Here is a 20,860-nt window from a genome sequence, read left to right as displayed (position 1 = left end):
GGAGGGTGCGGGCCTTCGTTCCCCTGAAACCGGCGTTCATGGGCTCGGGTCAATGGGCCGGGAAAGTCGGTTCCGGAAGGGGGCGGCTGACGTGAAAGGGGTGTGTCAGACCGCCGCCTCGGCGTCCTTGGCGAGACGCTGGGCCGGAACGGTCTCGCGAGTCTCCGGGTAGTGGCAGGCCGTCAGGTGACCGTCGTTGCTGCCCGAGATCTGCACCAGCGGCGGAGCCTCGGTCGCGCACTTCTCCGTCGCCTTCCAGCAGCGGGTGCGGAACCGGCAGCCCGACGGCGGGTTGAGCGGCGAGGGGACGTCACCCTTGAGCAGGATGCGCTCACGGGCCGGGACGTCGTCCGCGGTCGCCTCGGGCACGGCGGACATCAGCGCGCGCGTGTACGGGTGGCGCGGGTTGTCGTACAGGTCCTCGCGGTTGGCGATCTCGACGATCTTGCCGAGGTACATGACCGCGACGCGCTGCGAGAAGTGCCGGACGATCGCGAGGTCGTGGGCGATGAACAGGAACGCGATGCCGAGGTCCCGCTGGAGCTCCTGGAGCAGGTTGACGACCTGCGCCTGGATGGAGACGTCGAGCGCCGAGACCGGCTCGTCCGCGACGATCAGCTTCGGCTTCAGGGCCAGCGCGCGGGCCACGCCGATGCGCTGGCGCTGACCGCCGGAGAACTCGTGCGGGAAGCGGTTGTAGTGCTCGGGGTTGAGGCCGACCGTCTCCAGGAGTTCACGGACGCGCTTCTCGTGACCGCCGGGCGGGTTGATCCCGTTGATCTCCATCGGGCCCGAGACGATCTTGCCGACCGTCTGCCGCGGGTTCAGCGAGGCGTACGGGTCCTGAAAGATCATCTGGATCTCGGAGCGGACCGGCGCGAGCTGCTTGCGGCCCGCGTGCGTGATGTCCTGGCCGCGGTACTTGATGCTGCCGCCGGTGGGCTCCAGCAGACGCGTGATCAGCCGGCCCGTCGTCGACTTGCCACAGCCGGACTCGCCGACCAGACCGAGGGCCTCGCCCTCGGCGACCTGGAAGTCGAGACCGTCCACGGCCTGGACCGCGCCGATCTTCCGCTTGAAGGGGAAGCCGCCCATCACCGGGAAGTGCTTGGTCAGTCCGGTGACGTCCAGGAGGGGGTTCGTGTTGCTCATGATCGTGAAGTCCCGTCTCAGTAACGTCAGTGCGAACGTGTCGCGGCGTAGTCGGCGAAGAAGTCGCGGCGCTGGTCCGCCGTGAGGTGGCAGGCGGCACCGCGCCCGTCCGTGACCTGGAGCGGCGGCTGCTCGGTGGAGCAGCGGCCGTCCGTGACCGTCTCCGCGAAGGTGCACCGCGGGTGGAAGCGGCAGCCGGACGGCGGGTTGAGGAGCGAGGGCGGCGAGCCGGGGATCGGCGAAAGCGGCACGTCGACCGGTCCGTCCAGGCTCGGCATCGAGCCCAGCAGGCCCCAGGTGTAGGGGTGCTGCGGCGCCCGCAGCACCTCCTTCTTGGTGCCCCGTTCCACGCACCGGCCGCCGTACATGACGAGCACGTCGTCCGCGATGTCGGCGATGACGCCGAGGTCGTGGGTGATGAAGATGATCGCCGTGCCGAACTCCTGCTGGAGGTCCTTGAGCAGGTCCATGATCTGGGCCTGCACGGTGACGTCGAGCGCGGTGGTCGGCTCGTCCGCGATCAGCAGCTCGGGGTCGCAGACCAGAGCCATCGCGATCATCGCGCGCTGGCGCATACCGCCGGAGAACTGGTGGGGGTAGTCGTCCACCCGGACGTCCGGCTGCGGGATGCCCACACGCCGCAGCATCTCGATCGACCGCAGCCGGGCCTCCCTCTTGGAGGCACCGGTGTGCTTGCGGTACGTCTCGCCGATCTGCCGGCCGATGGTGTGGTACGGCGACAGCGAGGCCAGCGCGTCCTGGAAGATCATCGACATCTTGTTGCCGCGCAGCTTCTCGAGCTCGCGCTCGGAGGCGGTCAGCAGTTCCTTGCCGTCCAGCAGGATCTCGCCGTCGATGGCGGTGTGGTCACGGTCGTGCAGACCGAGGATCGTCAGGTTCGTGACGGACTTGCCCGAACCCGACTCGCCCACGATGCCGAGCGTCTTGCCCTTGGCCAGGTCGAAGGTGAGACCGTCGACGGCCTTGACGACGCCGTCCTCGGTGGAGAAGTGGACCTTCAGATCCCTGACGGACAGGAAGGGCTGCTGATCGGTGCTCGTCACGGGGACGCTCCTGGGGGTGATGCGAGGGGTAGCTTGCGGTTCGGCGGGGGGGTCGGCGGCGGGGCGCCGGGGTCAGGCGAGCCGGATCCGCGGGTCGATGAAGGCGTAGACGGCGTCCACGAGGATGTTGAAGAAGACGATCGCCCCGGAGGCCACCAAGGTCACGGCCAGCAGCATCGGCAGGTCGTTCGCGTCCACGGCGGTCACGGCGAGCTTGCCGATGCCCTGGAGGCTGAAGACCGACTCGGTGATGATGGCGCCGCCGATCAGGGTACCCAGGTCGATGCCGAAGATCGTGACGATCGGACCCATCGCTCCGCGCCAGGCGAAGCGGAAGAACACCGCGCGCCGGGACAGACCCTTGGCGCGGGCCGTGCGCACGTAGTCCTCGCTGAGCTGTTCCACCAGCTGGGAGCGCGTCATACGGGTGTAGTTCGCGGTGAAGATGATGGAGAGCGTCAGCCAGGGCAGCAGCAGGCCGCCGGCCCAGGCTCCGGGGTCGTCGGTGAACGGCGTGTACGAGGGCTGCTCGAGGATGCCGAGCTGCTGGACCAGGAAGTACATCGCGATGTAGCCGACGAAGTAGATCTGGAGCGAGGAGCCGATCAGCGAGAACGAGCTGGCGATCTTGTCGGCGGCCTTGCCCTGCTTGACCGCGGCGATCATGCCCGTGCCGACGCCGATGATGAGGAAGAAGATCGAGGCACCGAAGGCGAGGGAGAGCGTCGTCGGCAGACGGTCCATGATCGTGCCCAGGACCGGCTCACGGTTGGTGAACGAGAAGCCGAGGCAGGGGGCGTTGCAGTTGCCGAGGCCGCCGTAGTCACGCCCGACGAAGATGCCCTCCAGCCAGTGCCAGTACTGCACCGGAAGCGAGTCGGCCATGCCGAGGTTGTGCCTGACCTGGTCCAGAAGCTCCTTGGTGCAGACCTTGCCGCACGCCATGCGGGCGGGGTCACGCGGGAGCGCGTAGAAGAGCATGAAGGTGACGGCGCTGATGATCAGCAGAATCACAAGTGCGCCGATCACACGGCGGACTAGAAAACGGAGCATGGCGTGACTTTCCGGACTGGGCGCCGTCGCCGGGGGTGAGGGGTGGGGGGGAGTGAGACCGGGGCGGCGGCACGGTGGCCGCCGCCCCGAAGCAGGATCAGGCCTTCGCGGCGTAGACCTTGCCCAGCGCGATGCAGGTGTTGCCGGAGTCGTAGATCACGCCGCCGACCTTGGAGCCGTGGAAGTAGTTGCGGATCGGGTTGTAGTCCGGAACCACGGCGGCGAGCTGCATGATCTGCTCGTCGATGTCGCCCCACATCTTGGCGGCCTTCTTCGCGTCGGGCTCGATCGTGGCGGCGGCGATCGCCTTGTCCACGCTCGCGTCCTTCAGCTGCGGCCAGTTGACACCGCCGTCGGCGATCTGGCTGCTGTCGAAGCAGGGCTGGATGACGGCGTAACCGGCCGGCCAGTCCGGGCCCCAGCCCGCGGCGAACATGTCGTACTCGTTGTCGAGCTGGCCGATCTGGCTGTAGAAGGAGGTCTTGTCGACCTGCTTCACGACCGGGGTGAAGCCGGCCTTGGTCAGCGCGGTCTTGATCGCGACGGCCTGCTTGACCGCGTTGTCCGACTGCTGCATGGCGACGACGATGCGCTGGCCCGACTTGCCGGCCTCCTTGAGGAGGGACTTGGCCTTGTCGGGGTCACCCAGGGGCTTGGTCTTCTTGCCGTAGAGGTCGAAGTCCTTGTGACCCGGGGTGAGCGGGCTGATGATCGTGGTGGCGGTCGCCGTGGAGAGCGAACCACCGCGGATCTGCTGGAGCTGCTTCGAGGGCCACGCGAAGTTGAGCGCCTGGCGCACCTTGACGTCCGTGACGCGCTTGGTGTTGATCGCGAAGTAGTAGCAGGTGGTGTCGACCTGCGTCAGGACGCGCTTCTTGAGCGTCGCGTCCGTCATGACCTTCTGGATGCGCTCCGGGGCGACCTCGTTGAGCAGCGACAGCGTGAACTGGTCGTTGCCCTGGTCGGCGATGTAGCGGTCCGTGGAGGCCAGCGGCTGGAAGCCGAACTGGAACTCGAACTTGTCCGGGTACGCGTTGCGCAGCGGGTCCGTCTCGGCGACCCAGTGGGTGTTGCGGACCAGCGACGCCGACTTGCCGATGCTGCGGTTGGCGATCTTGTACGGGCCGCAGGAGAGCGGGTGCTTGTCGTACTTCTCCTTGGTGTCGTGCTTCTTGGGCACGATGGAGAAGCCGCGCATGGCCAGCATGAAGTTGAAGTCGGCGTGGGCCTCCTTCAGCTTGAACGTGATGGTCTTGCCGCTGACCTCGATGGAGTCGAGGTGCTTGCCGCCGTAGGGGCCCTTGTACTTGTCGCCGCCGATGAGCCAGCCCTGCGGGTAACGCGGACCCTGGGTGACGAACGAGGCGAAGAGGCGCTCGAAGGTCCAGCGCACATCGTCGATCGTGACGTCGGCGCCGTCCTCCCACTTCACGTTGTCCTTCAGCGTGAAGGACCAGGTCTTGCCGCTGTCGGCCGAGGTGCCGGCGTCCGTGGCGAGGTCACCCACGAGGGTGGTGCCGCCCTTGGAGTCGATCTTGTAGCCGGTCAGACCGCGCAGGAACAGGACCGAGCAGGAACCCTCGTACGAGGAGTAGAGCTGCGCCGGGTCCAGGTGGTCCCAGTCGATCTGGTCGAGCGTGTAGATCGTGCCGCCCTTGACCGCGCCGGTGACCTCGGGGGCCGGGCCGGTGGAGTCCGCCTTGGTGCCGACCGCGATGGTGGTCGCCTTGGCCTTCGCCACGGACGGGGCCTTGTTGTTGCCGCTCCCGCTGTTGCCGCTGCTGCACGCGCTGAGCACCGTGCTCGCACCGGCGGCCACACCAGTGGCTATGAGGAAGTTTCTGCGGGAAAAGGACATGGCTTACCTGCCTAGTGGTGGGTGAGTGAGAGACGGGTAACCAGCCGGACGACTACGACCGGGTCTGGGGGAGGAAGTCAGCGCTTGGACTTCGGGTCGAGTGCGTCGCGGACCGAGTCTCCGAGCAGGTTGAAGGCGAGGACGAAGATGATCATCGTGACGCCCGGGAAGATCATGAAGGTGATGTCTTCGGTGTAGAAACCGGCGCCGCGCTGGATCATGACGCCCCAGTCGGGGGTCGGGTCCTGGATGCCGGCGCCGAGGAAGGCGAGCCCCGCTTCGGCCGTGACGTAGGCCGGCAGCATGAGGGTCGACTGGATCAGGATCGGCGTCCAGAGGTTGGGCAGCAGTTCCTTGAAGACGATGCGGCGCGAGGACGCGCCGGTCACCTTCGCCGCCTCGACGAACTCGCGCTCCCGCAGGCCGAGGACCTGACCGCGCAGCAGACGCGCGATGGAGGCCCAGCCGAAGGCGGAGAGGACGAGGATCAGGCAGGTGGCTCGCAGCCAGGTCGGGACGTCCTCGTTGAAGGGCACGAAGAGCGTGTAGACGACCGGCATGAAGGCGATGAAGAACAGCGTGGACGGGAACGACAGCAGGATGTCGATGACCCGGCCGACGAGGTAGTCCGTCCGGCCGCCGAGGTATCCCGCGGTGATGCCGATCACGACACCGACCACCGTGGTGAGCAGGGTGGCGGCCGTGGCGATCATCAGCGACGTGCGGATGCCGTACAGCAGGAAGGTGAAGACGTCGCGGCCCAGCTGGGGCTCGATGCCGAACCAGAAGTTGCTGTCGATGCCGCCGTTGGGCTTCACCGGGAAGGCGAAGTCGTTGAGGAGGCCGTCCGTCTCCTGGCCGTACTGCTCGTACGGGTTCTTCCCGTACAGCTTGGCTATGAGCGGCGCGCAGATCGCGATCGCGAAGAAGAACACCACGATGTACGCGGATATGACGCCGGTGCGGTCGCGCTTGAACCGCGTCCAGGCGAGTCGTCCCGGGGAGCGACTCTCCGAGCCCTTGGAGGTGGAAGACGGAGCCGGGGTCTTGCCGGTCTCGTCGGTCACCTCAAGTGGGGCGGCCGCGGATGGAGTAGGGGGGGTCATGATGCTCCAGGCCCGAGGGTCAAGGGCTCCGCAGGGCGCTCCCTACGGGCTACGCCGGACTTTTTCAACGCAATTCATGCAAGGTCAATAAAATCTCGGTCGCCTTGGGTTTCTCTTTACTCTCTTTGCCTTGAGTTGACCTGAGCGTAACTACGCGTGTAGCGCACTGTGGCCGTTCTGTGTCCGGATTCGGACCAATGGTGCGAAACGGGCAATGAGTTCGTTATCCGGACGCCGGAGTCTCGGAATGCGTACATCCAGTGCACTGGAATCAACAGTTCCGCATCGAAGCGTGGAGATCTGTTGCGCCGAAGGTCAAGATCGTCTCGGTCGATGGTCAAGATCTTTTGACGGGGTGTCCGGAGTGCACCCTTCCGGATGGCTCACCACTCGAAAGGGTGGGGTAAATGTGCGATGTGCCCCGTATCGGAAGATATTGGGCCCTAAAGGCACAGCGCACCGGAGCCGGACGTCCGACCCCGACCCCGGCGCCGGCGGCACAGCGCACTCTCGAGGAGGCACTCCATGCGTGGAGCCACGCACGCCAAATGGGCCGCATGCGCGGCGGCGGTAGCCCTGGCGGCGTCCGCCTGCGGGGGCGGAGGGAGCAGCGGTGGCGGCTCCGGTACGGTCAGCGCCTCCTGGGGCGACCCGCAGAACCCGCTGGAGCCGTCCAACACCAACGAGGTGCAGGGCGGCAAGGTCCTCGACATGATCTTCCGCGGGCTCAAGCGGTACAACGCCAAGACCGGCGCGGCCGAGGACATGCTCGCCCAGAAGATCGAGACCTCGGATTCGCAGAACTTCACGATCACGGTCAAGAGCGGCTGGAAGTTCAGCAACGGCGAGGCCGTCACCGCCCAGTCCTTCGTCGACGCCTGGAACTACGGCGCCAGCCTGAAGAACAACCAGAAGAACGCGTACTTCTTCGGGTACATCGAGGGCTACGACAAGACGCACCCCGACACGGGCAGTCAGAGCGCCGACACTCTGTCCGGGCTCAAGGTGACCGGAACGGACACGTTCACGGTCAAGCTGACCCAGAAGTTCTCGACGTTCCCGGACACGCTCGGCTACGCGGCGTTCTCGCCGCTGCCCAAGTCGTTCTTCAGCGACCACGCCGCCTGGGTGAAGAAGCCCATCGGCAACGGTCCGTACACCATCGACAACTACGCCAAGGGCTCGCAGATGGCCCTGGTGAAGTGGAACGACTACCCCGGTGACGACAAGGCGAAGAACGACGGTGTGACCCTCAAGGTCTACACGGACAACAACACCGCCTACAACGACCTGCTGGCCGGCAACCTCGACCTCGTCGACGACGTGCCCGCGGCCCAGCTCAAGAACGCCAAGTCCGACCTGAACGGGCGGTACATCAACACCCCGGCCGGCATCATCCAGACGCTCGCGTTCCCGTTCTACGACCCGAAGTGGAACACCAGCGGCGCCACCAAGGTCCGCCAGGGGCTGTCCATGGCGATCAACCGCCAGCAGATCACCGACACCATCTTCCAGAAGACGCGGACCCCCGCGAGCGACTGGACCTCACCGGTGCTCGGCACGAAGGGCGGCTTCCAGGAAGGGCTGTGCGGCAAGTACTGCGACTACAACCCGTCCGAGGCCAAGAAGATGGTCCAGGAGGGCGGCGGGCTGCCCGGCGGCCAGGTCAAGATCTCGTACAACGCGGACACCGGCTCCCACAAGGAATGGGTCGACGCCGTCTGCAACTCCATCAACAACTCCCTCGGCAACGACAAGGCGTGCGTCGGCAACCCGATCGGCACCTTCGCCGACTTCCGCAACCAGATCGGGCAGCACAAGATGCCCGGTCCGTTCCGGGCCGGCTGGCAGATGGACTACCCGCTGATCCAGAACTTCCTCCAGCCGCTGTACTTCACGAACGCCTCCTCCAACGACGGCCAGTGGTCGAACAAGCAGTTCGACAGCCTCGTCAACCAGGCGAACGCGGAGACCGACACCACCAAGGCCATCAAGCTCTTCCAGCAGGCCGAAGGGGTCGTACGGGACAACATGGCCGCCATCCCGCTCTGGTACCAGAACGGCAGCGCCGGCTACTCGGACAAGGTCTCGAACGTGGCGCTGAACCAGTTCAGCGTGCCCGTCTACAACGAGATCACCGTCAACTGAGCCGCCCGGGGCGGGCCGCTCACGCCGGTCCGCCCCTCTATCTCCGGAGCACTCATGGGACGGTACGTCATCCGGCGACTGCTGCAGATGATCCCGGTCTTCATCGGCGCCACCCTGCTCATCTTCGTGATGGTCAACGTGATGGGCGACCCCATCGCGGGTCTGTGCGGCGAGCGCAAGTGCGACCCCGCCACGGCCGCCCAGCTGCGCGCGGAGTTCGGCCTCGACAAGCCCCTGTGGCAGCAGTACCTGACCTACCTCGGCCACATCTTCACCGGCGACTTCGGCACCGCGTTCGACGGACAGCCGGTCATCGACCTGATGTCCTCCGCGTTCCCGGTCACCATCCGGCTGACGATCGTCGCGATCTTCTTCGAGATCGTCATCGGCATCACGCTCGGCGTCATCACCGGTCTGCGCCGCGGCCGGCCCGTCGACACCGGCGTCCTGCTGCTCACCCTCGTCGTCATCGCGGTGCCGACCTTCGTCACCGGTCTGCTGGCCCAGCTGCTGCTCGGTATCAAGTGGGGCTGGATCAAACCGTCGGTCTCCGCCGACGCCACCTTCGGTGAGCTGATCGTGCCCGGGCTGGTACTGGCCTCGGTGTCGCTGGCGTACGTGACCCGGCTGACCCGGACCTCCATCGCGGAGAACAAGCGGTCCGACTACGTCCGCACGGCCGTCGCCAAGGGCCTGCCGCGGCGCCGGGTGACCATCCGCCACCTGCTGCGCAACTCGCTGATCCCCGTGGTCACCTTCATCGGCACCGACATCGGCGCGCTGATGGGCGGCGCGATCGTCACCGAGCGGATCTTCAACATCCACGGAGTCGGCTACTACCTCTACCAGGGGATCGTGCGCCAGAACACCCAGACCGTCGTCGGCTTCGTGACCGTACTCGTCCTCATCTTCATGGTCGCCAATCTGCTCGTCGACCTGCTGTACGCCGTACTCGACCCGAGGATCCGCTATGCCTGAGCAGCCGCCGTACGATGAAGAGGAATTCCACCACGGCCCCGAAGGCCCGCCGCCGGAGGATCTCGCCATCGCCCCGACCGGCTTCGGGGGCACGATGGACCTCGGGTCGAGCGAGGCGGAGACCCTGGAGAAGACACCGGGAGGCCCCGAGGGCACGGGACCGGGCGAGAAGCCGCGCTCCCTGTGGTCCGACGCCTGGCGCGACCTGCGCCGCAATCCGGTCTTCATCGTCTCCGGACTCATCATTCTCTTCCTGGTCGTCATCTCGATCTGGCCCTCCCTGATCACCTCCCAGAGCCCCCTCAAGTGCGACCTCTCCAAGGCGCAGCAGAGCTCGCAGTCCGGACATCCCTTCGGCTTCGACGGACAGGGCTGCGACGTCTACACACGGACCGTGTACGGGACCCGCGTCTCGATCAGCGTCGGTGTGCTCGCCACGGTCGGGGTCGCGCTCCTCGGCTCGTTCCTCGGCGGTCTGGCCGGCTTCTACGGCGGGGTGGGCGACTCGGTCCTGTCCCGGATCACGGACATCTTCTTCGCGATCCCCGTCGTCCTCGGCGGTCTGGTCCTGCTCTCCGTGGTGACCAGCAACACGATCTGGCCGGTCGTCGGGTTCATGGTGCTGCTCGGCTGGCCGCAGGTCTCCCGGATCGCGCGCGGTTCCGTCATCACCACCAAGGAGAACGACTACGTCCACGCGGCCCGCGCCCTCGGCGCCTCCAACTCGCGGATGATGCTGCGGCACATCACCCCGAACGCCGTCGCGCCGGTGATCGTCGTCGCGACCATCGCGCTCGGCACGTACATCTCGCTGGAGGCGACGCTGTCGTACCTGGGCGTCGGTCTCAAGCCCCCGACGGTCAGCTGGGGCATCGACATCTCCTCGGCCTCCGCGTACATCCGCCAGGCCCCGCACATGCTGCTGTGGCCGGCCGGCGCGCTCGCGATCACCGTGCTCGCGTTCATCATGCTCGGCGACGCGGTGCGCGACGCCCTCGACCCGAAGCTGAGGTGAGAGCCGTGCTGCTCGAAGTGCGGGATCTACAGGTGGAGTTCAGAACCCGGGACGGTGTCGCCAAGGCCGTCAACGGGGTCAACTACAGCGTCGACGAGGGCGAGACGCTCGCCGTGCTCGGCGAGTCCGGCTCCGGCAAGTCGGTGACCGCCCAGGCGATCATGGGCATCCTCGACGTGCCGCCCGGGAAGATCACCGGCGGCGAGATCCTCTTCCAGGGCAAGGACCTGCTGAAGTTCAAGGAGGAGGAGCGGCGCAAGGTGCGGGGCGCCGAGATGGCGATGATCTTCCAGGACGCGCTGTCGTCCCTGAACCCCGTCATCAGCGTCGGCGACCAGCTCGGCGAGATGTTCATCGTGCACCGCGGGATGAAACGCAAGGAAGCCCGCGCCAAGGCGATCGAGCTGATGGAGCACGTACGCATCCCGGGCGCCAAGGAGCGCGTGCGGGACTATCCGCACCAGTTCTCCGGCGGTATGCGCCAGCGCATCATGATCGCCATGGCGCTGGCCCTGGAACCCGCCCTGATCATCGCCGACGAACCGACCACCGCGCTCGACGTCACCGTGCAGGCCCAGGTCATGGACCTGCTCGCGGAACTCCAGCGCGAGCTCCACATGGGGCTCATCCTCATCACCCACGACCTCGGCGTGGTCGCGGACGTCGCCGACCGGATCGCGGTGATGTACGCGGGCCGGATCGTCGAGACGGCTCCGGTCCACGACATCTACAAGGCGCCCGCCCACCCCTACACGAAGGGGCTCCTCGACTCGATCCCCCGGCTCGACCAGAAGGGCCAGGAGCTCTACGCCATCAAGGGCCTGCCGCCCAACCTGATGCGCATCCCGTCGGGCTGCGCCTTCAACCCGCGCTGCCCGATGGCGCAGGACATCTGCCGCACCGAGGTGCCGCCGCTCGCGGAGGTCGACGCGGACCGCGGGAGCGCCTGCTTCTTCTGGAGGGAGTGCCTCGATGACTCAAGCCGCAACTGAGCCGCTGCTGGAGGTCAGCGGACTGGTCAAGCACTTCCCCCTCACCCAGGGGATTCTGTTCAGGAAGCAGATCGGGGCGGTCAAGGCCGTCGACGGCGTCGACTTCCACCTCGACCGCGGCGAGACCCTCGGCATCGTCGGCGAGTCCGGCTGCGGCAAGTCCACGGTCGCCAAGATGCTGGTCAACCTGGAGAAGCCGACCGAGGGGACGATCAAGTACAAGGGCGAGGACATCACCCAGCTGTCCGGCAAGGCGCTGAAGGCGGTGCGCCGCAACATCCAGATGGTGTTCCAGGACCCGTACACCTCGCTCAACCCGCGCATGACCGTCGGCGACATCATCGGGGAGCCGTACGACATCCACCCCGAGGTCGCGCCGAAGGGCGACCGGCGGCGCAGGGTCCAGGAACTGCTGGACGTGGTCGGGCTCAACCCCGAGTACATCAACCGCTATCCGCACCAGTTCTCCGGCGGCCAGCGCCAGCGCATCGGCATCGCCCGTGGCCTGGCGCTGCGGCCCGAGATCATCGTGGCCGACGAGCCGGTCTCCGCGCTCGACGTGTCCGTGCAGGCGCAGGTGATCAACCTGCTGGACCGGCTCCAGGCCGAGTTCGAACTCAGCTACGTCTTCATCGCGCACGACCTGTCGATCGTGCGGCACATCTCCGACCGGGTCGGGGTGATGTACCTCGGGCGGATCGTGGAGACCGGCCGGGACATCGAGATCTACGACCATCCGACGCACCCCTACACCCAGGCGCTGCTGTCCGCGGTGCCCGTTCCGGACCCGGAGGCCCGGGAGCACCGGGAGCGGATCATCCTGCACGGGGACGTGCCCTCGCCCGCGAAGATCCCGTCCGGCTGCCGGTTCCGCACCCGCTGCTGGAAGGCGCAGGAACGCTGCACGCTCGAGGTGCCGCTGCTCGCGGTGCCGGCCGAGTTCCGGCTCGTCGAGGGTCCGGCCGCCCACGACTCGGCCTGTCACTTCGCCGAGGAGAAGCAGGTCGTGCCCCCGGAGGAGCCGTCCGACGGTACGGCATAACATCACAAATGTGAGCGAACTTCGTTAACACGCAGGCAACTTGACGGAAGCGGTACCGATATACGGACGCGTCAAGGTGAACAACGTACGGCCGTGCGGGTGCCGTGAACGAGCCGGGGTGTCGCCATGTCACCCCGGCTCGTTGTTTTTCCGGCGGGTCGGCGTGGGTCAGCTCATCCCGAGGGAGCGCTTCAGGAAGTCGACCTGGAGGAGCAGGAGGTTCTCGGCGACCGTCTCCTGCGGGGTCATGTGCGTGACCCCCGAGAGCGGCAGCACCTCGTGCGGGCGGCCGGCGGCCAGCAGTGCCGAGGAGAGCCGCAGGGCGTGCGCCACCACGACGTTGTCGTCCGCGAGGCCGTGCACGATCATCAGCGGCCGGTGGGTGTCCGCCGGCTCGGCGAGCCCCTCGTCGGTGACCAGTGAACTCCTCGCGTACACCGCCGGACTCGCGGCCGGGTCGCCGAGGTATCGCTCCGTGTAGTGCGTGTCGTACAGCCGCCAGTCCGCGACCGGGGCGCCCGCGATGCCCGCGTGGAAGACGTCGGGGCGGCGCAGCACGGCGAGTCCCGCGAGCCAGCCGCCGTACGACCAGCCGCGGATCGCGACCTTGGACAGGTCGAGCGGGAAGCGTTCCGCGAGCGAGTGCAGCGCCTCCACCTGGTCGTCGAGGGAGAGCGTCAGATCGTCGCGGATCGCCTTCTCCCAGGCGGGGGAGCGCCCCGGGGTGCCGCGGCCGTCCGCGACGACCACCGCGAAGCCCTGGTCGGCGAACCACTGCGAGGTGAGGTGGGCGTTGTGCGCGGCCACCACCCGGGGGCCGTGCGGGCCGCCGTAGGGGTCCAGGAGGACGGGCAGGGGAGTGTCACCGTCGTAGTCGGCCGGCATAAGCACGGCGCATTGGATTTTCTGTGCGCCCCCCTGTGTGAGCGTCACGCGCGGGGACAAACCAGGATCTTCGGCGTACGAGGGGATGGTCGCCTGAGGCTTTCCGTCGCGCAGCACCCGCACATTGACGCCCGGCTGGTCGAGCACCGACGACACGAGCACGGTCACGCCCCCGGCGCGCACCGCCGAGTGCACGCCCGGCTCCTGCGAGACGCGCTCCAGGCCGAGTTCGTTCACCCGGTACACGTGTACTTCACCCGTTTCGGGCGAACTCGCGTCCTCGCCCGCCGAGGCGGCGACCAGCACATCGTCGGCCGAGACGTCGAGCACCGACCGGACGTGCAACTGGGCCCCGGTCAGCGGCCGTTCGCCGAACTCCAGAACCCGCGCGCCGCCCTCGTCGGCGATCCGCACGAGCTGTCCGCCCGGGCTCCAGCACGGCACTCCAGGGAAAAGATCAAGCCAAGTTGGATCTTCATCGGCGTGCACCATCCGGGTCGCCCCGGTGTCCGGGTCCACGGCCAGGAACAGCTGGCTGCGCTGGTCCCTCGCCTGTACCAGAACCAGCGGCGCACCGGCGGCTGACCAGTGCACATGTGCCAGATACGGGTAGCGCGCCCGGTCCCAGGACACCTCCGTGCGCACCCCGTCGAGCCCGAACACGAACAGCCGGACGTCCGCGTTGGCGCTGCCCGCCCTCGGGTAGGCGACCCGCTGGGGATCGGCTTCCGGGTTCGCCGGGTCGGAGATCCACCAGCGCTGTACCGGCGTGTCGTCCACCCGCGCGACAAGCAGCCGGTCCCCTTCGGGTGACCACCAGAAGCCGCGCGAACGCCCCATCTCCTCGGCCGCGATGAACTCGGCCAGGCCGTAGGAGACCGCGCCGTCGCCCGCGCTCTCCTCCGGCTCCGCGAGCACCCTGTCGCCCTCGCCCTCGGCCCCGACGACCCGCAGCGCGCCCTGGGACACGTACGCCACGAGCCTGCCGTCGGGAGAGGGGCGCGGGTCGATCACCGGTGCGGGGACCGGGAGTTCACGCGCGGTGCCGGCCCGCAGCTCCGCCGTGAACAGCCGCCCTGACAAGGTGAAACACGCCAACTCAGCGGCTGTGTCGGTGGCATAGCCGACGATGCCCGCGCCGCCCTCGCGGCTTCGTTCGCGCCGCGCCCGCTCCTGCGGGGAGAGGTGCTCGGCGGCACCGCCGAGCAGGGCCGCGGGGTCGGCGACGACCCGCTCACGGCCCTCCGGCACGTCGAGGACCCAGAGTTGGTTCGCCCGCTCCGTGCCGGAGGGGGAGCGAAGGAACACCACACGGGAACCGTCGGGGGACACGGTGAACGCGCGCGGCGCGCCGGAGGTGAACCGCTGGGTGCGGGCGTACCGGCGCGGGAAGGAGAGAGGCTCGTTCGTCATGCCTCGACCATATTGGCCATGCGCCCCCTTGTGCGGCCGTGCGCCGATCGATGCGCGCGTACGGATAGTTATGATCACTAGCGCTGCGTGGGTAGGAACCTGCTGGCTGCTGTTTGGATTGACCGACCCCCCATGTCCGACCCCGTACCGGACCCCAGGTCCCTGGGAACTTTGGAGGTGAGCCGCCGTGGCACTCTCGATTTCGGCGGTGGTGCTGCTGGCGATCATCGTCTTTCTTCTGATCAAGAAGTCAGGACTGAAAGGCGGGCACGCGGTCGTCTGCATGCTGCTCGGCTTCTATCTCGCCTCCTCGACCATCGCGCCCACGATCAGCGACCTGACCACTAACATCGCGGGCATGATCGGCAGCATCAAGTTCTGATCCGCGCCGGGACCGACGGCGGGGAGAGCGCACGGCTCCAGCTCCCCGCCTGCCCCGCCCGGCCTCGCCGAAACGGCCCGGTTCGTCCGCGCCGCCGAACAGCCGGACCCAGCGGCCTGCGGGGCCCCTCGGCGGCCGCCGTCCGCAGCGGCGCGACGAGCCCGGCGGGTGGGTCCCGGGCGACCGGTGCCTCGTAGGGTGGGCTCCATGACGGAACTGCCCGACCGGCGTCTGCTCCTGGTGCACGCGCATCCGGACGACGAGTCGATCAACAATGGCGCGACCATGGCCCGGTACGCGGCCGAGGGCGCCCAGGTGACGCTGGTGACCTGCACCCTCGGCGAGGAGGGTGAGGTCATTCCGCCCGAACTCGCCCATCTCACCCCTGACCGCGACGGCGGACTCGGCCCCCACCGGACCGGTGAACTGAGCGCCGCCATGAAGGAACTGGGCGTCGCCGACCACCGCTTCCTGGGCGGCCCCGGGCGGTTCCGCGACTCCGGGATGATGGGCGCCGAGCAGAACCACCGTGCCGGTGCCTTCTGGGCCGCAGAGGTCGACGCCGCCGCCGACCACCTCGTTGAGGTGATCCGCGAGATGCGTCCCCAGGTGCTCGTCACCTATGACCCCGACGGGGGCTACGGGCACCCGGACCACATCCAGGCCCACCGCGTGGCCGTCCGCGCCGCCGAACTGGCCGCGGAGCCCGCCCACCGCCCCGACCTCGGCGGCGCCTGGCGGATCGCCAAGACCTACTGGAACCGGGTGCCGCGCCCGGTCGCCGAGGAGGCGTTCGCCCGTCTGCGCGAAGCCCTCCCCGGGCTGCCGTTCGACCGGGCCGCCGCCGTCGGCGACGTACCCGGCGTGGTCGACGAGGCGGTCGTCACCACCGAGATCGACGGCACCGCCTACGCCGCGGCCAAGGCCGCGGCGATGAGCGCGCACGCCACCCAGATCACCGTGGACGGGCCCTGGTTCGTCCTCTCGAACGAGCTGGCCCAGCCGCTGTTCACCACCGAGTACTACGAACTGGCCGGCGCCCCGCGACCCGCGGCGCGCGAGAGGGACCTCTTCGAAGGGACCGGGAAGGCCGAAGGGGGCGACCGGTGACGGGCGCGGGGACGACGACGAGCGGCACGACCCGGCGAGGGACGGAAGAGCGATGAGCACGAACGGACAGCGCGGCGGCCCAAGCATGCTCGCCCAGCCACTGATGCGCCCCTCGGGCGGCCGGATCGCCGCCTACCTGGGGCTCTTCCTGCTCGGCGCCGTGGTCGGCGTCGCGGGAGCGCTGGTGCAGCCGGGCTGGTTCCCCCTCGGGCTGCTGCTCGCCCTGGTGGGCGCCGCCGGACTCTTCCTGGGCGGCGCGCGGGCGACGGAGTCCCGGGCCGGGGCCGTCGCCCCGGCCGCGGGCTGGATGGTCGCCGTCGTCCTGCTCACCGCCAGCCGCCCGGAAGGGGACTTCCTCTTCGGAGCGGGAGTCGGCTCGTATCTCTTCCTGCTCGGAGGCATGGCCCTGGCTGTGATGTGTGCCACTCTCGGTCAGGGGCGGCAACCGGGCCCTTCCGGCGCCCGACTTGGCAAGTGACGTACCACTTCGCCGTATCGGTCCCGTGCGGGTCCCGTGCGAGATTCCTGCACGGCCGAGGTTTGCCGGCCGGACATGGCCAGTATGGTGGTGCGCGCCGCCGAGCTGCCCGAGATGAGGTCGAGCAAACGGGCGGCGGAGCCAACCGGGAGAACCTGCCTTGAGTCGTGAAACTGACAGTTCGTCCTCCGGGCCCAACGGGCGCGGTGGAGCCGCGTACCCGTCGGGGACGCCGCCGTACGGCACCCCCACGGCTTCCCAGAACGGCGCCGACACGGGTCGTTCGGCCGCGGGAAAGCCGACGGAGGAGCGCAAGACCGAGACAACCCTGACGACACGGATCCGGATCAACATCCCCGGATCGCGGCCCATCCCGCCCGTGGTCGTCCGTACACCCGTCGCCGACGCCGACGTGTCGCCCGACGGCGGCGACACCGGGACACACACGGTGCCGGGCATGAGTTCGCCCGCGAACGCCTCGGGATCGACGGCCATCGTCCCGGCTCCGCCCGCGGACCAGCCCGAGGCGGCCGAGACGAGCAACTGGTTCGCGCCCCGCAAGCCCGGTACGCCCCCCAAGGGCGGGCAGGGCGGCGGCTCGACCAACGGGGCGGGCATGCCGGGCGCTTCGGCGCCCGCCGGCACCCCGGGTCCCGTGGGCGCACTCGGCACGGGCCGACCCGCGCCGTCCATCGGCGCCGGACCGCTGGGCATCACCGGTGGCGTGCGCCCCGGCGGCCCGAACGGCGCGGCCCTCCCCGGCGCCACCGGCGCCGGACCCGTGGCCCCCGGCCACGGCGGCGGCACGGGCTCCTTCGACGTCTCGGGGGCCCTGCGCGACACCGGCTCCTTCCCGGCCATCGGTTCGTCCGGCGGGCCGGGCGCGTCCACGGGGTCCGGCGAACCGCGCCGCGACGACCTCCCGTACTTCGCCGAGAGCGGCCGCGGCGGCCCCTCCGGTCCGACCGGCGGTCCCGCCACCGGCGACGGCCCGCTGCGGCCGCCAGCCGGCGCGGGCGCGGGCCCCGGCAGCCTGGCCGCGCAGTCCGGCCCGGGCACCGGCAACCGCAACGCGGGCAGGAGCTACCCCGGCACCGGCACCGGCACGCGCGGCGGCCTGAGCGGCGGTCTCAGCGACGACACCGCGATCCTGACGCCGCAGAAGCCGGCACCCGACCCGGGACCCGGTGGCTACGGCGCCCCCGCGGAGAACGTCTCCGGTCACACCCTGACCAGCGGCATCCCCGTCGTCTCGCCCTCCCAGAACTTCGCGTACGACGGTGAGCGCAACGACGGCCCCCGGTCGCACACCCCGCCGAAGCTCCCCGAGCCGGTCCGCCAGCCGTCCGCCCCGTCGAAGCCGGCCAAGAAGAAGGGCCGCAACAAACCGGCGCTCCTCGCCGCCCTCGTCGTGGTCCTGGCCGGCGGCGCCTACGGTGCCGGCCTGCTCATGAACCACTCGGACGTGCCCAAGGGCACCACGGTGCTCGGCGTCGACATCGGCGGCGGCACCCGTGACGACGCCGTCAAGAAGCTCGACGACGCCCTCGGCAGCCGGACGAACAAGCCGCTCACGCTGTCCGTGGACGGCGACACGGTCCAGCTCAGGCCCGACCAGGCCGGACTCCAGCTGGACAGCCAGGCGACCGTCCGCGCCGCCGCAGGCAGCGACTACAACCCGATCTCGGTGATCGGTTCGCTGTTCGGCCAGGGGCGTGTGGTGGATCCCGTCATGCCGGTCGACAAGGAGAAGCTCCAGGCCGCGCTGGAGCGTGCCGCGAGCGGTTCGGGCTCGGCGAGCGACGGCACGATCAAGTTCCAGCCGGGCAAGGCCGTCGCGGTCTACGGCAAGGCGGGCAAGGGCATCGACGCCGGGCCCTCGGTCCAGGCCGTCGAGGACGCGTACCGCGCCCAGGTCGAGACCAACGCGGCCGCGCCGGTGAAGGTCGCTACCACGACCCGTCAGCCGACGGTGGACAAGGCCGAGGTGGACCGGAAGATGTCGACGTTCGCGACGGTCGCCATGTCCGCGAACATCACCGTCCGGACGGACGCGGCCCACGCCGTCTCCTTCAGCCCGCAGAAGTCCATCTGGAAGTTCCTGAGCGTCCAGCCGGTCCAGGGCAAGCTCGTCGAGCACTACGACCTCAAGACGCTCGAGGCGCTGTACGGCCATGCCTTCGACGGTGTGACGATCACCAAGGGCAACGGCAGCCAGAAGGCCGTGAGCCCGCAGGACGTGGCCTCGGCCGTCGGCAGGGCGCTCCTCGGCAAGACGGCCGCCGCCCGGATCGTGACCATCTCCACCAACCCCAACTAGCGCGCACGGCAAGCACATCGAGGGCACTCCGGCCGGTATCCACCGACCGAGGTGCCCTCTTGCCGTGCCGGCCCGCCGACATGACATCTGTCATCCGCGGCCCAGGACACACCACACTGCCGCGCACACCCTCGTCTCCATCACCATGGAGCCATGACAACGACTGCGGCGACCACCACATCGGTGGTCGGGTTCGAATCGGTGACCAAGAGCTACGGGAACGTCCGGGCAGTGGACGGACTGACGCTCGAACTCCACCCCGGCGAGACCGTCGCCCTGCTGGGACCCAACGGCGCGGGCAAGTCGACCACGCTGGACCTGCTGCTCGGCCTCAAGAACGCCGACAGCGGGACGGTCCGGGTGTTCGGCACCGGCCCGCGCGAGGCGATCGTCGCCGGCCGGGTGGGCGCCATGCTCCAGAGCGGCGGCCTGATGGACGAGGTCACCGTCGGTGAACTGGTCAAGCTCGCCTGCGATCTGCACCCGAGGCCGTACCGCGCCGCCGAGGTCCTCGCCCGCGCGGGCATCACCCAGATCGCCGACCGCAAGGTCAACAAGCTCTCCGGCGGTCAGGCACAGCGCGTCCGCTTCGCCCTCGCCACGGCCGGCGACAGCGACCTGATCGTCCTCGACGAGCCCACCACCGGCATGGACGTCACCGCCCGGCAGGCGTTCTGGGCCACCATGCGCGAACAGGCCGACCAGGGCCGTACGGTCCTGTTCGCCACGCACTACCTGGAAGAGGCCGACGCGATAGCGGACCGCGTCCTCGTCCTGCACCGGGGACGGCTGCTGGCCGACGGCACCGCCGCCGAGATCAAGGCGAAGGCCGGAGCGCGCCGCGTCTCCTTCGACCTGGAGGGCACGATCGACGAGGCCCCGCTGCGCGCGCTGCCCTTCCTGACCTCGGTCACGGTGTCCAAGAGCGGCTCCGCCGCGGGGTCCGGGCAGACCGTGCGCATCCAGTCCTCGGACGCGGACGCGACCGTCCACGCGCTGTACGGGCTCGGCGTCTACCCCCGCAACCTCGAAGTCGCCGGGCTCGGTCTGGAGCAGGCCTTCGTCGCCATCACCGAGGCCGAAGAGGCCACCCGCACCGCCGCCGAGATGGAGATCTCCAAGTGAACAGTCTCATCAAGCTGGAGATCACCCGCGCCCTGCGCAACCGGAAGTTCCTGTTCTTCTCGGTGATCTATCCCTCGGCCCTGTTCCTGCTGATCGCGGGCAGCGCCGACAGCACCACCAAGGTCCCCGGCACCGGTCTCACCCTGCCCACGTTCTTCATGGTCTCCATGGCCTCCTTCGGCGCCCTGACCGCCGTCCTCATGGGCAACAGCGAGCGCATCGCCAAGGAGCGGGAGAGCGGCTGGGTAAGGCAGTTGAGGCTCACCCCGCTGCCCGGCCGCGGCTATGTGTTCGCCAAGACGGCCAGCGCCGCCGTGATCAGCCTGCCGTCGATCGTCATCGTCTTCGTGGTCGCCGCGGCGGTGAAGAACGTACGCCTGGACGTCTGGCAGTGGTTCGCGCTCACCGGCGTGATCTGGGCGGGCAGCCTGGTCTTCGCCGCGCTCGGTGTCGCCATCGGCTACCTCGCCAGCGGGGACGCGGTCCGGCCGATCACGATGATCGTCTACTTCGGCCTGTCGATGCTCGGCGGCCTGTGGATGCCGACGACGACCTTCCCCGACTGGCTTCAGAGCATCGCCAAATGGCTCCCCACGCACGCGTACGCTGCCCTGGGGCAGGCCATCGAACTGGGCAACGCCCCGCACGCGAAGGACATCGCCATCCTCGCCGTGTCCTTCGCCCTCTTCGCGGGCGGCGCGGCCTGGCTGTACCGGAAGGACACGCTGAAGGCGTGAAC

Annotated in this window: 17 protein-coding genes; 11 read left to right on the top strand and 6 right to left on the bottom strand. The window is 68.8% G+C overall.

Going from position 1 to position 20,860, the window contains the following annotated elements:
- Positions 1-105 precede the first annotated feature (105 nt).
- The 5 genes from ABZV42_RS26400 to ABZV42_RS26380 form a co-directional block, all read right to left on the bottom strand.
- The gene (locus tag ABZV42_RS26400; RefSeq protein ID WP_356053821.1) at positions 106-1,152 is read right to left on the bottom strand and encodes a dipeptide ABC transporter ATP-binding protein; all 1,047 of its coding nucleotides are present in this window, start codon (positions 1,150-1,152) and stop codon (positions 106-108) included.
- A gap of 26 nt (positions 1,153-1,178) precedes the next feature.
- The gene (locus ABZV42_RS26395) at positions 1,179-2,216 is read right to left on the bottom strand and encodes an ABC transporter ATP-binding protein (protein ID WP_355985803.1); all 1,038 of its coding nucleotides are present in this window, start codon (positions 2,214-2,216) and stop codon (positions 1,179-1,181) included.
- A gap of 72 nt (positions 2,217-2,288) precedes the next feature.
- A complete protein-coding gene (locus ABZV42_RS26390; protein ID WP_355985806.1) occupies positions 2,289-3,269 on the bottom strand; it encodes an ABC transporter permease in 981 nt (326 codons plus the stop codon).
- A gap of 97 nt (positions 3,270-3,366) precedes the next feature.
- A complete protein-coding gene (locus ABZV42_RS26385; RefSeq protein WP_355985808.1) occupies positions 3,367-5,127 on the bottom strand; it encodes an ABC transporter substrate-binding protein in 1,761 nt (586 codons plus the stop codon).
- Between the two features lie 77 nt (positions 5,128-5,204).
- Complete coding sequence (locus ABZV42_RS26380; protein ID WP_355985810.1) at positions 5,205-6,194, bottom strand: ABC transporter permease; 990 nt, start codon at positions 6,192-6,194, stop codon at positions 5,205-5,207.
- Between the two features lie 564 nt (positions 6,195-6,758).
- Between ABZV42_RS26380 and ABZV42_RS26375 the strand changes: the two genes are divergently transcribed.
- From ABZV42_RS26375 to ABZV42_RS26355, 5 genes are all read left to right on the top strand, one after another.
- Positions 6,759-8,381 carry an ABC transporter substrate-binding protein gene (locus ABZV42_RS26375; protein ID WP_355985812.1) on the top strand — a complete coding sequence of 541 codons (1,623 nt, stop codon included), beginning with the start codon at positions 6,759-6,761 and terminating at the stop codon, positions 8,379-8,381.
- Between the two features lie 54 nt (positions 8,382-8,435).
- Positions 8,436-9,359, top strand: coding sequence for an ABC transporter permease (locus ABZV42_RS26370; protein WP_355985814.1), 924 nt, complete (start codon positions 8,436-8,438; stop codon positions 9,357-9,359).
- 94 nt (positions 9,360-9,453) lie between these two features.
- The gene (locus tag ABZV42_RS26365; protein ID WP_355985909.1) at positions 9,454-10,374 is read left to right on the top strand and encodes an ABC transporter permease; all 921 of its coding nucleotides are present in this window, start codon (positions 9,454-9,456) and stop codon (positions 10,372-10,374) included.
- A gap of 5 nt (positions 10,375-10,379) precedes the next feature.
- Positions 10,380-11,366: an ABC transporter ATP-binding protein gene (locus ABZV42_RS26360; RefSeq protein ID WP_355985816.1), complete on the top strand. Its 987-nt coding sequence runs from the start codon at positions 10,380-10,382 to the stop codon at positions 11,364-11,366.
- A complete protein-coding gene (locus ABZV42_RS26355; protein ID WP_355985818.1) occupies positions 11,347-12,408 on the top strand; it encodes a dipeptide ABC transporter ATP-binding protein in 1,062 nt (353 codons plus the stop codon). The genes ABZV42_RS26360 and ABZV42_RS26355 overlap by 20 nt, the downstream gene beginning before the upstream one ends.
- Before the next feature lie 168 nt (positions 12,409-12,576).
- Here the strand turns inward: ABZV42_RS26355 and ABZV42_RS26350 are convergent, their stop codons facing one another.
- Positions 12,577-14,706 carry a prolyl oligopeptidase family serine peptidase gene (locus ABZV42_RS26350; protein WP_356053819.1) on the bottom strand — a complete coding sequence of 710 codons (2,130 nt, stop codon included), beginning with the start codon at positions 14,704-14,706 and terminating at the stop codon, positions 12,577-12,579.
- 187 nt (positions 14,707-14,893) lie between these two features.
- Here ABZV42_RS26350 and ABZV42_RS26345 point away from each other — a divergent pair, with 187 nt between their 5' ends.
- From ABZV42_RS26345 to ABZV42_RS26320, 6 genes are all read left to right on the top strand, one after another.
- Entirely contained in the window at positions 14,894-15,088 is a 195-nt protein-coding gene (locus ABZV42_RS26345) for a hypothetical protein (RefSeq protein ID WP_037620693.1), read from the top strand.
- A gap of 207 nt (positions 15,089-15,295) precedes the next feature.
- A complete protein-coding gene (gene mshB, locus ABZV42_RS26340; protein WP_356053817.1) occupies positions 15,296-16,198 on the top strand; it encodes an N-acetyl-1-D-myo-inositol-2-amino-2-deoxy-alpha-D-glucopyranoside deacetylase in 903 nt (300 codons plus the stop codon).
- 52 nt (positions 16,199-16,250) lie between these two features.
- On the top strand, positions 16,251-16,676 hold the full coding sequence (locus ABZV42_RS26335; RefSeq protein WP_355985824.1) for a DUF6113 family protein: 426 nt from the start codon (positions 16,251-16,253) through the stop codon (positions 16,674-16,676).
- A 160-nt stretch (positions 16,677-16,836) separates the two neighbouring features.
- Positions 16,837-18,996 carry a hypothetical protein gene (locus ABZV42_RS26330; protein ID WP_355985826.1) on the top strand — a complete coding sequence of 720 codons (2,160 nt, stop codon included), beginning with the start codon at positions 16,837-16,839 and terminating at the stop codon, positions 18,994-18,996.
- A 153-nt stretch (positions 18,997-19,149) separates the two neighbouring features.
- Positions 19,150-20,121, top strand: coding sequence for an ABC transporter ATP-binding protein (locus ABZV42_RS26325; protein ID WP_356053815.1), 972 nt, complete (start codon positions 19,150-19,152; stop codon positions 20,119-20,121).
- Complete coding sequence (locus tag ABZV42_RS26320; RefSeq protein ID WP_356053813.1) at positions 20,118-20,858, top strand: ABC transporter permease; 741 nt, start codon at positions 20,118-20,120, stop codon at positions 20,856-20,858. The genes ABZV42_RS26325 and ABZV42_RS26320 overlap by 4 nt, the downstream gene beginning before the upstream one ends.
- The last annotated feature ends 2 nt before the right edge of the window (positions 20,859-20,860 follow it).

This window comes from Streptomyces sp. NPDC005281 (genome assembly GCF_040607495.1).
GTDB lineage: Bacteria > Actinomycetota > Actinomycetes > Streptomycetales > Streptomycetaceae > Streptomyces.
This window is presented reverse-complemented; position numbering and strand designations above follow the sequence as displayed.